The sequence below is a fragment of the Capnocytophaga gingivalis genome, from assembly GCF_002302415.1.
Lineage (GTDB): Bacteria > Bacteroidota > Bacteroidia > Flavobacteriales > Flavobacteriaceae > Capnocytophaga > Capnocytophaga gingivalis.
In genome coordinates, this window is the sequence record NZ_CP022386.1 from 606,155 (window position 1) to 620,778 (window position 14,624).

Genomic DNA, 14,624 nt, shown 5'->3' on the forward strand with positions numbered 1-14,624 from the left:
ACATCTTTTAGAAAGGATAATTTATCCCTATATTAAAAACAAAATTAGAAAGTTTCAGCTCATTTGTCCAATGATGTGTCGCATATTTGGAAGGGTCATAGAGCTTCATTCCAAAATCACCACGGATAACAAAATAGTTCAAATCATAGCGCAATCCAAACCCTGTAGCCAGTGCTACATCTGCAATATCCGAGAAGCTATCGAGCTTATAATCTGTATTTTCTTCATCATCCATCAGGTGCCATACATTTCCAGCATCCAAGAACAAAGCCCCTTTGAGTGCATTGGCTATGGTAAATCGGTACTCGGCATTGGCGGTAAACTTGAAATTGGCTTCATTGAACTCCAAGGGAGAGCCCGAAGAACCTGGACCCAGAGAGTACGCTCGCCACCCTCTGTTGTCATTGGAACCTCCTGCAAAGTAGCTTCTGGAAAAAGGAATACTTTTCCCATTGCCATAGGGCATAGCAAAACCTATAAAGGTGCGAAAAGCAAATACCTCTCCTCCATTCTTCCTTATAGTCAGTGGAATGTGCTTGATATACTCAAGCTCCGCCTTGGCATATTGTGCATAGGTGACATCCAAGAACTTGCGCTGCCCTTGATCATCCTTAGGGAGCTTACGTACTATACTGAGCAATTGAGGGATATTACCTGCTGTCTCCACTTTTACTCGAAACTGCTCATAATCAGGATCGTAATAGTTAAATGTATTGTTAGACATATAGGTAAAACTCGTAGCCATGATAAGATCATTCTTAGTCATTCGATAATATCTCTGGAAGATATTATACAAATCCTTAGTATCTTGTGGATAGCCCGCATAGCCTCCCTGTTTGGACGCCCAGATCACATAAGCAATAGCCCCCTCTCGATCATTGAGATTGCCATCATTGTCCATCACAGCGGCGGGAGCATTGTGCTTTTTAGCCAAGTCATTCAGAGCGTTATACGAAGACCTGTACAATCGGAAATAGTTTTCAGGATTTTTGTTTCGGACAAATTCCACATCCAAGAGCTCCAATATATTGCGATTCTGTGTATTAGGACTCCAAGTATAGCGCAGCACTCCACTTGTCTTCTGCTTATCCAACCCTATATTCTGCTGGGTACTGGTAGTAAACTGCAAGATTGTCTGTGGAGTTTTGGAATAAGGAATCAGGGATTCTATACTTCCGAAAAACCAAATACGTGGTATCGTAAGGCGCAATCCTCCTCCATATTCGAATATATTAAAGAAAGCCGACGTTCCATCCAGAAATTGCTGTGCTCCCAGGGTTACACGAGGAGTTATCTCAAGGGTTTCCGCTCCTCGGAAAACATTCCTTGCGATCAGAGAGGTATTGAATCCTATTCCAAATTCCTGTATAGAAGAGCGAGAAAGCTCCAAGTTGGTCTCTATAGAGAAGCGAGAAAGTGGCTCCAAGAATATATCAGCCTCCAGAGTTCTTTCCAAAGAATCCTTCTTGGCATAGCGGTACTGTATGTTAGGGTACTTAAAAGCCCTAAGGTTATTGATCTGTCGGTAAGCATTGTTGCGGTCTATATCGCGATAGAGTGTATTGGGACGCAGCGCCATAGCATCATAGAGCGTCTGCTTACGATAGCGCAGCTTATTGCGATAGTAGTAGGTAATCCCCTTGTACTCCACAGAATCATAGGTAGTAGTTTGCAGAGAGGAGTCATAATCTGTATAGAGATATACTTTTTTGATAAGGTGTTTCTTATAAGTTTTTTCAGTAGGAGGATCCGTAGAGCGATCGGTATAATTGGCAATGGTGGTTGTTACATTGATCAACGAATCATTATTATAAGCTATAGTATCCCGCGCGATGGTAAAATCAATCGCACTTTGTTGGAAGTTATAGAACCCATTGTTACGCAAGAGGGTGGTGATACGAGAGCGTTCATTGGTAAATTTCTCCAAGGAGTAATGGGTATGATTCTTGATCAGTCGTTCACCTATATGCTTTTTGTAGAGTGTATCTATCTCAGGAGAGAGGATACGAGTATCCAGAGAATCAATATAGTATCGCATTCCCTTTTCTATAGAGTAGACTACAGCCGCCTCTTTTTTCTTTTCCAAAGGAAGGATGTCATGCTCCACCTTACTGTTATAGTACCCCACACTGTTATAATAAGCCTTGAGGACTTTGGTGGATTTGTTCACCTGAGCGGTATCCAATATAGCTGGAGGCTGTCCCATTCGTTGCAAGAGCCTGTCTTTTCCAGAGACCAAGAAAGATTTTCCCAAGCGCTGAGTTTGCTTTTTAGAAAGGAATCCATCCAAGAATCGATGCCATCGGGGATGGCGCTCGAGCCATTTTTGATAATTTTCTTCTGACTGATCATCCGCTAAGTTATAGATCAAAAGCCCTATAGGAATCCCCAACAATCTGGAGTTCGGTTCCTGGCGCAAGTATCCATATACATGGCTGTTCTTAGGCGCTTTTCCGTCCACATTGATATCATTTTTGCGCAAGAGATACGCTCCTTCAGGTACCTTCTTAGTAGGACTACAACCTGAAAGAGAGAACAAACACAGTAATAATAAGGCTTTTATAACAAAATTACACTTCATCCAGCAACTTAAAAAATTCGGCTCAAAATTACAAATTTTATATGGTATATCAATAATAAAAAAGCGTTAATTCTCTATTTTTAAGTAAGAAAGATAATTTTACCTTCTCATTCCTCATTTTCTAAGATGAGTACAATAGTTCTCTCTATCACAGCCATTATTACTTGCTTTTTTTAAAATTATGTTGTATTTTTGTGCAATAAAATTAAAGATTAATTTATATGGAAACAGAAGAAATTCTATTGGACTACATCCACCGTTGGTTTATGATATATAGACCTGAACTGGATTTGAGAAAGAACGAAGCTGAAAGAATTTTCAAAGAAATTCAGCAGGAACTTAATTTAGATGAAGTAGATAAACAATTTACTCAAGAAATTGATGGAAAAGTTTATTCTATAGAAGGAGCAAGAGAAGCTAAATACTCTATTATTAGGGAATATCTTGATGAAGTGTATTTTAGTCCTACCAATCAAGTATGTATGGAAGTGGCTGAAGAAAGAGAATTTTATCATACCACAGAATATATGAAAGATTTAGGTTTTCTATACTATGAGGAAATGGAAATGTTTATAGAGGTAGTTAAAAAATCTGAGTGGTTTAAAGAATATGAAGATACCAAAGAACTTCTAACTAATGAGGAATTTAGAAATAAAATAAGACAACTTTTCAGAGATAGGAAATGGAATAATTTTCTACCAGTACGAGAAGAAGAACCTTTCGACCCGACTATAATAAGTGCCTATCCTCCAAGAAAGGATTGAGACACCTCATTTTCATTATAACAATCTTTCTGCTGAAAAACAATTCCCTGTAGGTAAGGGCATAGTGTCTTTACCTACAGGGAATTAAAAAATACTGATATTTTCTTTTACTTTCTTCTTTTCTTAACAAAAATCACCAAAGCAATAAGTGCTACTAAGGCAGCAAGTCCTACCCAAAGGATATTGAGAGAGACTTTCTTTTTCTCTTGAGCAGTAGAGGTTTCTTCCTTTTTCAGAAGCTTACCATCCTTACTATCCTGCAGCTGAGTGGAGGACTCTTTCGCCTGCTTGAGCTGCTTTTGGTAGGCCTCAGCATTGGCTTGAGGTGCTTTTTGTGATATATAGGCTTGGAGCTTCTTATTCTCTGAAGAAAACTCTGATGAGGTTACCCCAAACTCTTTCACCAAATCCGTATGCAGGGTAGCGAGTTTGCTTATTTGTGCCTGAGATGCCTTCCACATTCCCTTACGAGTAGCCTCAAGCATCACTGCGGTGACTTCCTCCAAGGCTGTTGCATTCTCTCGACGAATAAAGTCGGTTACCCCCAATTGCTGTTTGTCCTCTATATAAGTAAGATACACTTCCTCCCATAGAGCATCATCGATCAGTTCTGGGCGAGTGGCTTCCCAGCCATGCATATTGGTTACAATTTCTTGGATTTGCCCTGCTGCAGCAGCTTTTCCCTTCATCATCTCCTTGATGTATTTAGGGTTTAGGATTGTTGAGCGTGCTTCCACTCCTATAGCTTCCTTGAGCTCTTGCATATGCATATTCTTATGATTGCGGTAATCCGCCAAGTATGCATCAGGATCCTTTCCTGTCACCTCCTTGATAGCGGCATTCATTCCTCCCATGAACTCATACACATGGTCAAGGCTCAGAGCTCCCCAAGTATTGTTCTGTCGGGGCTGGATGAGTACATCCGCATTCTTGATAGCTGCACGGAACATTCCTTCTTGAAACTGGCTCCAATTGTCTTTGCTACCATAGAAAGCGCCCATGTTATGCATATACACCTGAGCGATATCCTTTTGGGTTTCCCATTTATCTCCAGCATTGATCAGTTCCTTAATTCCTGTGTCGTACCTACCTTGCAAGCCTCCAAAAATACGCTGAGTGGCCATCTGTCGGGCTTGTTTTGGGGGTACTCCTGCTGCTACCAATTCTTTTTCTATATCCACACTACCAGCACTTACTTCATTAGTATAGGTCTCCTCTGGTAGGGCGCTGACCATTTCTATCGCCTTGGTAATAAGGAACAAGCGAGAAGCAGCCAAGTCACGGAACTGACCAGAGGTCTGTATCACCACATCGATACGAGGCCTACCCAACTCATCCGAAGGAATCAGGCGGATATCGCCTACCCTGCCAAAAGTATCCCATACTGGTTCTACTCCCAGCATATACAGTGCCTGTGCTATAGAAACCCCTTCTGTTTCGACAAATTCCGAACTCCAGAAAGTATAGGCCACCTTCTTAGGAAAATCCCCATGCTTATCCTTGTATTCCTTTAGGACATTCTGAGCCAAAGTCACTCCTCTGTCCCAAGCCAACTTGGAAGGAGTTGCCTCCGCATTGACTGCATACAGGTTATGCCCTGTAGGAACTCCCTTAGGATTGGCTACGGCATCCCCCCCTGAAGAAGGCGGTGTATAGCCGCCCTTAAGAGCGTTAAAGAAAGCTTTTTCCTCTGCTTGAGGACTATTTTGCAACCCCTCACGATAGGTAGCCACACTTAGGATTGACTTCTCGATATCCACAATAGCTTGTGCTCTATTGAGCTTGGCTTTCTTAGCGGCTATCTCTGCCAGTTCCTCCGGAGTCAGGGGTTTGCTTTCCACCTTCTTAGCCGGTGCTTTTTTGGTTTTTGTTGCCTTGCCTACGGCATCTGGTTTTTTCCCTTGTCCCTGAGAAGAAGGAGGTGTTGCTTTTTTCTCCATCTGTTTTTTCAAGAAATAAGGCATCCCACTTTCTGCTTCTTTGGCCAAAAGTTCCTTGGCTTTTTCCAGATCTTTAGGGACTATATGTGCATAGCTACAAATAAGCTCCGTGGTGACAGGCTTTCCTGAGAGAATCTGTCTGACCAAAGCTTTTGCTGGATTTAGGTATTTCTCAGAGAAGAAAACCTTTCTTTTAAGCTCTTTCTCAGTCACCTTCCCTTCGAGCTTATCCAGAGCAGCTATACTATAAGCGATGGGATCTGCGGACATCGCCATCACAGTGGAGAGAATCTTATCAGGAGCATAAGGTGTTCCCATGGTGTAGAGCTCCCCATTGATTTTCTCTGTAGCTATCTCTTCGGCAAAGTTGGACAAGCGGTCTATCTCCTCCTCGGTAAATGGTTTGGAAAGAATACTATCCAAACGCAAATCGCGATGTAAGCCCATACCTACGGCTAACTTTTTGATATGCAGAGAAATCGTATTTTTATCTACTTCTTGTTTGGATTTCTGATAAGCAAGAATCGCATTCTCTAATTCATTGAAAGTGTTGCGCATGTCACTTTCGGTAAAAGCAGGTGTCAGATAAGAGACTAAGGAGCCATACGAACGGCGCTTAGCAGTCATAGCTTCCCCTATATTTCCGATAGTATAGTAGTAAAAGTGTGGTACTGTGCCTACCAGAATATCCCCCCAATCGTAATCCGAGAGTGTCACCTGCTTATTAGGCGTAAATTCCAAAGAGCCATGAGTACCAAAGTGAATCAATGCATCCGCCTTTAAGCCATGTTGTATCCACAGATATGCCCCTATATAAGCATAAGGAGGAATCTCCTTTACTCCATGCTGCACCTTGAAATCATCCTCAGTACTGATGGCTGCGGGAGGTTGTGGAAGTATGGTTACATTACCAAAAGTAAGCTGAGCTACCGCCAAGTACTCTTTTCCTCCTTTCTCTGTGGAGAGATAAGTGCCAGGAACTGCTCCATTGCGAGTGATTACCTCCTTATAGAGCGAGGTAGGCAAGGCTTGTTTGAGCCAACTATCGAATTCGGTAGCCTCTACCAAAGCAGGATTTCCCTGAGAGAGAAAGCGCTCTATCTCCCCTTTAGCTCCTGCCCTATAAGTATTGGCATGATTGACCAGTAGCGTATTGAACTCCGCCACTGTAGCAGGGAGACCTTCTACCCGATACCCCTCCTTCTTGAGCTCTTGTAGAAAATGGTAGAGCGACTCGACCACCTCCAAGCCTTGTGCTACAGGAGGGTTAAGCCCTACCCCTTTGAAATATACAATAGCCAATTTCTTATCTTGATTGGCCTGCTTTTTCAGTTGGGTAAAATTGTGTATAATCTTAGCAAACTTAGCTGCACGGTTCTTGATGGCATCAAGGTAATAATAGCCATCCTTATTCTTCTGCTGAGCGATGACTACATAAGGATAAAGTGCTCCATCCAACTCAGGCATTACCACTGTTTGTCCTAAGAAGCCCCCTGCCATTCCCATAGGATCTTTTTCCCAATCTTCCTGCAAACTCAGTACAGAGAGCCCCGTAAAGAAAGGAATATTCTTTTGTTTTATCCAATTGATAAATGTCTCTGGAGCTCCCATCATCATCTGTCCATGAGGAAAATAAACAATCGCATCAGGGTTAATCTCTTCCAAAAACTCAATACGCTTGGACTGAGCCGTAAAAGGATATACATTCATACCCTCCTGTTCTAAGGCAGAAATCACCCCATTGAGATGTTCCTTATTTCCACCGAAAGGCTCATGTAGTCCTGCTACGATTGCTATACGAGGGGCACCTTCCTTATAAAAATTATGCTCTCTAATATATTTTTCATAAGCCTGTAGTGAATCAAAAGAAAGGTCATCATCCAAGTGAAAATATACATTCTCCTTGCGCTCAATAGCTGGTGCTGGTTCTTGGGCAAACCATTTCTTATCAATATACTTACGTACATAACGAGCCAAATTCTGGTAATTATCCCTATTGGCACTCTCCAAATACTCCGATATACGTTGGCTATCGGTTGCCCCTAAGCTATTGATATCATTGTCAGGATTGGTCACAGAAAAACTGTGGAAAGGCACCTTCTGAGAGATTTCTTGAAGAAGTTCCCGCTGCTCTTGGGTTATTTTCATTCCCATTCCCCAAATAAGTACAAAGTCATACCCTCTAAGCCGGTCGAGCTCTTCCAAAGGTACCTCATCGAAGCGGATAAACCTATCCTTGTTGGACAAAATCACATTGGACGATTGATAGCTTAGGAAGTTCACCAAGGCGATTCGTGTAGGCGCCACATACTTGCGCCAGAGAAAATACCCCCCTCCACAGAGAAGCAATGCCAGAAACAGCCATACTATTTTTTTTCTCATAGCATACGTAATTTACTCTTTTTTGTTATTAATATTTAGATTTATTTTATATAATTTACAGTAGCGCAAAAATACGATTTTTTTTGAAACTTCTCACTATGAAACGATTTTTTATTTTAGCAAGGGTCATTGAGTATAACAGAGGAAAGAGAATTGCACTATAAACAAGAGCGAATTGCCTGATGAGTAGGGAAAAATCGTTTCTTAAATCACGGGCGAATTGCAATTCGCCCGTACTGCTCTACAATAGCTTTACTTACACACTCATTCACACGACTTTCCCTATATCTCCCTATTCTCTGCTCTAAATGTTATCAACATTCATTGTGTTTTAATTATAAACATTTATAATTTATTTAATATAAATTCATATTAAAACCAACTAATTAACAACAGTAGCGTTTTTGTTGAAAATTATTTCATTATCGTTAATTCCTTATGCTAAAAACCCTCTTAAAACAAATACAATATGCTTATTTTCAATATATTACCATTAAATGTTTTTATAGCCATTTTTCTTAAAAAATGAACACTTATTATAGTTATTCACCATCCTTTTGCCAGAGATTCCCTCAATAGCTCGTAATTTTGCACTAACAATTTAGAGCCCAAAGAAGTGATAAACATTCCCCCTATAGAGACTCAAAAGGTTCCTATTGACTATCCTCATGGGATAGAATTATATATAAAGCGAGAGGACAAGACCCATGTACATGTTTCGGGAAACAAGTATAGAAAGCTTAAATACAATGTCCAAGAAGCGCTATCTAAGGGATACAAACGACTGATAACCTTTGGTGGCGCCTATTCCAACCATATAGCAGCCACTGCCTATGCAGGGAAAATGATTGGCATAGAGACCATTGGAGTAATTCGTGGCGACGAATTAGCCTCTGCTGTAACGACAAACCCCACGCTCCATTTTGCACAAGAGTGTGGTATGCAGTTTCACTTTGTCACTCGTGAGGATTTTCGCCTAAAACATACGGAATCCTTTAGGGAAGCACTTTTTGAGCGCTTTGGGGACTATTACTATGTCCCAGAGGGGGGTACCAATGCTCTGGCTATCAAGGGCACCGAGGAAATCCTTACGCCTGAAGATACCATATACGACTTTATCACCACCGCCGTGGGTACAGGAGGTACCATAGCTGGGCTTATCAATAGTGCTGCTCCTCACCAAAGAGTACTGGGATTCCCTGCCCTGTGTGGAAGGTTTTTAGAAGAAGAAATAAAAAAATGGATACACCCCAATGAACATTGGCAACTGATCCATGACTATAACTTAGGCGGATATGCCAAGGTAAATGATGATTTTATCCGCTTTCTAAATGATTTTTTTAGGCAAACACATATCCCCTTAGACCCTGTATATACAGGAAAGATGATCTATGGGGTTACCTGCCTGATAGAGAAGGGATTTTTCCCTGATAACAGTAAAATAATGGCTATCCACACTGGTGGATTGCAAGGCATATATGGAATGAACCAAAAACTTAATAAAAAAAAGAAAGAAATATTGGATTATGAAAAAGAAATTACTTAGCCTCTTAGTCCTGGTCGCGCTTGTAAGCTCTTGTGGTACTACCCAAAAAACTATTAGTTCACACAAGCCTATTGTCTCGCGTGTACCAGAGAAGGTACTCACTGAGAGCAAGCGCAGTGAAACCTATATCAATAAGGAAGTCCCTGAAACTCCTGAGGAGCTGAAAGCCACCTCGGCGGTGAAGGTAACCCCTGCCCTTATTCGTGAATATATCAACACCTATAAGGATATAGCTATGGTCGAGATGCAGCGCTATGGTATCCCTGCCAGTATCACCTTAGCCCAAGCCATCTTGGAGAGTGGCTCTGGACAAGGGCGCTTGGCACGCCATGCTCGCAATCACTTTGGCATCAAGTGCCATTATGGTTGGGAAGGAGATACCATCATCCATGATGACGATGCCAAAGGAGAATGTTTTAGAAAATACGAACATGCTGAAGCCTCTTTTGAAGACCATTCGCAATTCCTAGTAAACCGCTCTCGCTATGCCTCCCTCTTTGAGTTAAAGGCTGGTGATTACAAGGGCTGGGCTCATGGTCTAAAAAAAGCTGGCTATGCCACTGACCCTGGCTATGCACAAAAGCTCCTTTTGCTTATCAATAAGTACGAGCTACACCAGTATGATACAGAAGTACTTGGGTATGCCTACAAGGAAGAGAAATCCCTCTCCCCTATTCCCAACACCCCTCCCCTACCTATAGGTGCTAAGAAAGAAATAGCCAAAACAGCTCCTGCGAAGACAAACTCAACTCCTGCTAAGAATAGCACGGCTGTAGTACCCACTGGAGAAAAGAGTGTTGCCAAAAGAGAAAATACCCAGAAAAAGGACACTACAGCCCTTACTCAAAAAGTGGATAGCACTCAGGTTACACAAAAAGAAAAAGCTATTGTCAGAAAAGATAGTACTGAAGTGAATAATACCTCTGTCACAAAGCCCAATACACAGGCCAAACCTGAGGAAGTAGCTATGGAACTTATCAAAATGTACATTGTCAAGAAGGGAGATACTCTATATAATATATCCCGCCGATCAGGAGTGAGTGTAGAACAACTCATGAGCCTGAACAATATGAACAACTCAAATATCAATTTAGGACAAGTCCTCGTGATACGAGAATAAAACACCCCTACATGAAGCATATATGGAGCGCACTCTCTTGGGTAGAGAAAATCATTTTCATAATCAATGGAGGGATAGGCGTAATATTACTTTTCGCCTATCTACTCCCCTTTATACCTCCTCGCTACTTTGAGTATGCCTCCTTGAGTGTTTTCACTCCGATACTAATGCTTCTGAACATTGTTTTTATAGGTATATGGATCGCCCGAGGTAAGTGGATTTTCCTCTTCTCGGGCATCCTCTTTTGTATAGGACTTCCCTTTATACACCGTTTTGTACAGTTGCCTAAAAACAATGTCACTTCCCCTGAACAACTCAGTGTAATGAGCTTCAATGTACGACTGTTCAACCACTACAAATGGAGTTCTGATACGCTGCTAAGGGAAAAAATCCTTACCTTTGTCAAAGAAGAACATCCCAAGATCCTTGCTTTACAAGAATTTTACTACAAAGAAAAAGAGAGTTTCCCTTTTTACAAATATAAGAAATTCATCTACAAACACAAAAAAGATAAGATAGGACAAGCCATTCTCAGTGACTATCCTATTATAAACAGTGGCTCTTTGGACTTCCCCCACACTGGAAACAATGGAGTCTATGCTGATATTGTAGTCAATGGAGATACCCTAAGAGTATATAGTCTTCACTTTGAATCTTTTCACATAGAAGACACCGACATATCCCAAGAGAACTCCAAGCGAATTTTCCTAAAGCTACCTCGCAGGTTTGCCATTCAGCAAGCACAGGTAGAGCTTTTCAATGCCCATGCCGACAGCTGCCCCTACCCTATTGTGGTATGTGGGGACTTTAACAACACTGCTTTTTCCTACCTCTACCAGAAGTTCCAAGATAGGGGCTTAGTGGATAGCTTTGAGGAAGCAGGTAGCGGATTCGGGCGCACCTATGACTTCCCTTATTTTCCTTTCCGTATCGACTATATACTGGCTGATCCTTACTTTAAGATTACCTCCCACAAGGTATATACAGGAAGAGATTATTCCGATCACTTCCCTATCAGGGCCACCCTTAAAAAGAGGCAGTGAGCAGGGAACACAAAGCAGGGAAAAGCCTTCTGTAAATAGGAGACGGCTCTTAGTAGTCGTAGAATGAAGGCTCTTTACTTTTCACTCTTCACTACATACTCAAACTCATTTGCTTGACTACACTTTTTAGGGATGGCCCACGGATGAAAATTAACAATTAGCCCTTGACAATTAACAATTAAAATTCGTACTTTTGTGCCTTATAAAAATAATTCACATGGACTGGAATCCCAATCAGGTACTACTTGACCTGCATTTCATACAGATACGCTACTATAGTCTGATGTTTGTAATAGCCTTTTCCTTAGGCTTTTACATCATGAAAAAGATTTTTATATCTGAACATAAATCCTTGGATAAGCTTGATGCTTTAGTCATTTATGTAGCCATTGCGACCCTCTTAGGAGCTCGCTTAGGACATGTTTTTTTCTATGATTGGGACTATTTTAAGGAACATCCATTAGAAATCATCCTTCCTTTCCGCTTCTCTCCCACCTTCGAGATTACAGGTTTTTCAGGCTTGGCCAGTCATGGTGCTGCGGTAGGGATTATCCTTGCGATGATTCTATACATTCGTAAATATCCTGAGTTCAAACTCTCTTGGATACTTGACCGCATTGTGATACCTATCACCATAGGAGGTATGTTTGTTCGTTTTGGAAACTTTATGAACTCTGAAATTGTAGGAAAAGTGGTGGATAAGAGTTTTCCCTTAGGTGTAAAATTTCTACAATCAGGAGACTTTCCCATTAGCCAAGCCATGCAGCTCACAGGAGAGAATACCCCACAGAAAGCCTTTGCTATGATAGCCCAGAACCCTCAGTTTGTCGAGATCTATAACCAGATACAATACCGTCATCCTGTACAGTTATATGAGGCTATCTGCTACTTCTTCCTTTTTTGGCTGCTTTACTATCTCTACTGGAAAACCAACAAGAAAAACCAACCTTACTTTATCTTTGGAGTATTCCTCATTGCCCTTTGGACAATACGTTTCTTTACAGAATATGTCAAGGACAGCCAAGGAGGTATAGAAAATACCTTAGGCATCTTCTCCACAGGACAGTGGCTGAGTATCCCCTTTATCCTCGCTGGAGTATTCTTACTGTTTTTTAAGAAAAGAAATGTGTAACCTACTCATCACAAATGCTAAAGAAACTATTCTATAACGAACGTTTTGCAGCTATCCTTTGGGTGGGCTTGGCATTGGCTACTGTGATCCAAAATGTAGTCATTCGAGGTAGATTCAATAATTACCTTATCTTCGAAGGCGTATTCAATCACACTATCAAGCAATTGCCTCTCTTTGTTGCCTATCCTGAGGAATATGCGGATATGAACCATTATGGAGTATTCTTTAGTGCTATTATCGCCCCCTTTGCACTCTTACCCTCTGCGGTGGGGTGTAGTTTGTGGATTTTAGCCAATGTAGCTTTCCTCTTCTGGGCGATTCGTCAGTTGCCACTCTCCAAGGGTGTCATCATAGGTATTCTCCTTATAGCTGCACACGATATGTATACAGCTGCTGCTATGCAACAGTTCAACATCAGTGTCATTGCCCTATTGGTTGCTGCTTTTGTATTTGTAGAAAAAGGAAAAAGCCACTGGGCAACACTTTTTATTGTAATAGGTACCTTGACAAAGCTCTATGGCATTGTCGGTCTGGCATTCTTTTTCTTTGCAAAGGACAAAGGGCGTTTTATATGGTCAGGACTATTATGGTTAGCATTACTCTTTTGCTTGCCTATGCTATACTCCTCCCCCGAATATGTGCTTTCCCAATATCATGATTGGTATATTTCCTTATCTGAGAAGAATGGAGAGAATATGGATACCACTCACTATAATCTACAGAACCTCTCCTTTTTAGGATTTTTACAACGTACAAGACTGTTCAACAACAACCTAATTGTAATTGCCATAGCCTTAGTCCTTTTTGCTCTTCCCTATCTGCGTATAGGACAATACAAACACTTACGCTTTAGGCTCATGTTCTTAGCCTCAGTGAGTATATTCTTATGTCTGTTCAGTACAGGAACTGAAAATAGCACCTATATCATAGCTTATGTGGGTGTTGGCATTTGGTTTATGGCTTCCCCTAATACAAACAAAACTCTAAAAATCATCCTTTTAGTTTTAGCCTTTTTAGCTTCACTTTCTCCTACTGACCTTTTCAAACCACTGAAGGAGCCCTATATTATCCGTTATTCCCTTAGGGCTATACCTGTCACTCTTGTATGGATCACTCTCATTTGGGAAATGTGCTGCTTGGACTATGGAAAAGAGGATACTAACCCTAATGAAGTTTCGCTATGAAAAAGATAGATATCATCGTCCCTTGCTATAATGAGAGTGAGAATATCCGCCCACTATATGAGGCCATTAAGGAAGTTTTCGCTAAAGAGCTACCTGAGTATGACTTCAATTTATTATTCGTAAATGATGGTAGTGTGGATAGCTCCCTTCTTACACTTGAACAATTGGCCAAGGAAGACGAGCGAGTAAAATACCTTTCTTTCTCTCGTAATTTCGGTCATCAATTAGCTGTGAAAGCAGGCTTAGATCATGCCTTTGCCCCAGCGGTCATCTCCATGGATGCGGACCTACAACACCCACCAGCTCTAATCCCTACACTCATTCATAAATGGGAAGAAGGTGCTCAAGTAGTAGCTACCCTGCGCACCTATCCTCCAGAAATTTCTAAGAAAAAACGCAAGAGTTCCCAACAGTTCTACAAGCTGATCAACCTACTTTCTGATATTGAAATCAAAGAAGGCTCGGCTGACTTTAGACTACTGGATCAGACAGTGATAGAAGTCATTCGCCAGATGAAAGAGAATGAACCCTTTCTACGCGGTATGGTACCTTGGGTAGGTTTCAACCAAGTATATGTACCCTATACCGCTCAAGCACGCCATTCGGGAGAGACCAAATATACAATCAAAAAAATGTTCCAACTTGCTCTAAGTGGAGTTACTTCTTTCAGTGTAAAACCCCTCTACTTTGCAGTATTCTTAGGCTTTTTCTTTTCCCTACTCTCGGTGCTATATGTCCCCTATGTGATATATTCCTTTCTTAACGGATCAGAAATCTCAGGTTGGGCTTCCCTTATCATGACTATTGTATTTTTCGGAGGATTACAACTGATCATCTTGGGGATTATAGGAGTATATATTGGAAAAATATTTACCCAAACCAAAGAGAGGCCTGCTTATATTATTCAAGAAAAGCACTTATAACATAAAAAC

9 protein-coding genes are annotated in these 14,624 nt (G+C 41.2%); 7 read left to right on the forward strand and 2 right to left on the reverse strand.

What is annotated here, in order from left to right; all coding sequences use genetic code 11:
* Positions 1-7 precede the first annotated feature (7 nt).
* Entirely contained in the window at positions 8-2,581 is a 2,574-nt protein-coding gene (gene tamL, locus CGC50_RS02910) for a translocation and assembly module lipoprotein TamL (RefSeq protein ID WP_095909606.1), read from the reverse strand.
* A gap of 221 nt (positions 2,582-2,802) precedes the next feature.
* Here tamL and CGC50_RS02915 point away from each other — a divergent pair, with 221 nt between their 5' ends.
* Positions 2,803-3,345 (forward strand): hypothetical protein, encoded by a 543-nt coding sequence (locus CGC50_RS02915; RefSeq protein WP_095909607.1) that lies wholly within the window; start codon positions 2,803-2,805, stop codon positions 3,343-3,345.
* A 107-nt stretch (positions 3,346-3,452) separates the two neighbouring features.
* On the opposite strand, the gene CGC50_RS02920 is transcribed toward CGC50_RS02915, so the two are convergent.
* Positions 3,453-7,667: a cobaltochelatase subunit CobN gene (locus CGC50_RS02920; protein ID WP_095909608.1), complete on the reverse strand. Its 4,215-nt coding sequence runs from the start codon at positions 7,665-7,667 to the stop codon at positions 3,453-3,455.
* A gap of 616 nt (positions 7,668-8,283) precedes the next feature.
* Between CGC50_RS02920 and CGC50_RS02925 the strand changes: the two genes are divergently transcribed.
* The 6 genes from CGC50_RS02925 (at position 8,284) to CGC50_RS02950 (ending at position 14,615) form a co-directional block, all read left to right on the forward strand.
* Positions 8,284-9,213, forward strand: coding sequence for a 1-aminocyclopropane-1-carboxylate deaminase/D-cysteine desulfhydrase (locus CGC50_RS02925; protein ID WP_095909609.1), 930 nt, complete (start codon positions 8,284-8,286; stop codon positions 9,211-9,213).
* Entirely contained in the window at positions 9,194-10,333 is a 1,140-nt protein-coding gene (locus CGC50_RS02930) for a glucosaminidase domain-containing protein (RefSeq protein ID WP_095909610.1), read from the forward strand. The genes CGC50_RS02925 and CGC50_RS02930 overlap by 20 nt, the downstream gene beginning before the upstream one ends.
* 11 nt (positions 10,334-10,344) lie before the next feature.
* Positions 10,345-11,376: an endonuclease/exonuclease/phosphatase family protein gene (locus tag CGC50_RS02935; protein WP_095909611.1), complete on the forward strand. Its 1,032-nt coding sequence runs from the start codon at positions 10,345-10,347 to the stop codon at positions 11,374-11,376.
* Between the two features lie 217 nt (positions 11,377-11,593).
* Positions 11,594-12,508, forward strand: a complete 915-nt coding sequence (gene lgt / locus CGC50_RS02940; RefSeq protein ID WP_198541630.1) for a prolipoprotein diacylglyceryl transferase — start codon at positions 11,594-11,596, stop codon at positions 12,506-12,508.
* A gap of 14 nt (positions 12,509-12,522) precedes the next feature.
* On the forward strand, positions 12,523-13,692 hold the full coding sequence (locus CGC50_RS02945; protein WP_095909612.1) for a glycosyltransferase family 87 protein: 1,170 nt from the start codon (positions 12,523-12,525) through the stop codon (positions 13,690-13,692).
* Positions 13,689-14,615 carry a glycosyltransferase family 2 protein gene (locus CGC50_RS02950; protein ID WP_095909613.1) on the forward strand — a complete coding sequence of 309 codons (927 nt, stop codon included), beginning with the start codon at positions 13,689-13,691 and terminating at the stop codon, positions 14,613-14,615. The genes CGC50_RS02945 and CGC50_RS02950 overlap by 4 nt, the downstream gene beginning before the upstream one ends.
* The last annotated feature ends 9 nt before the right edge of the window (positions 14,616-14,624 follow it).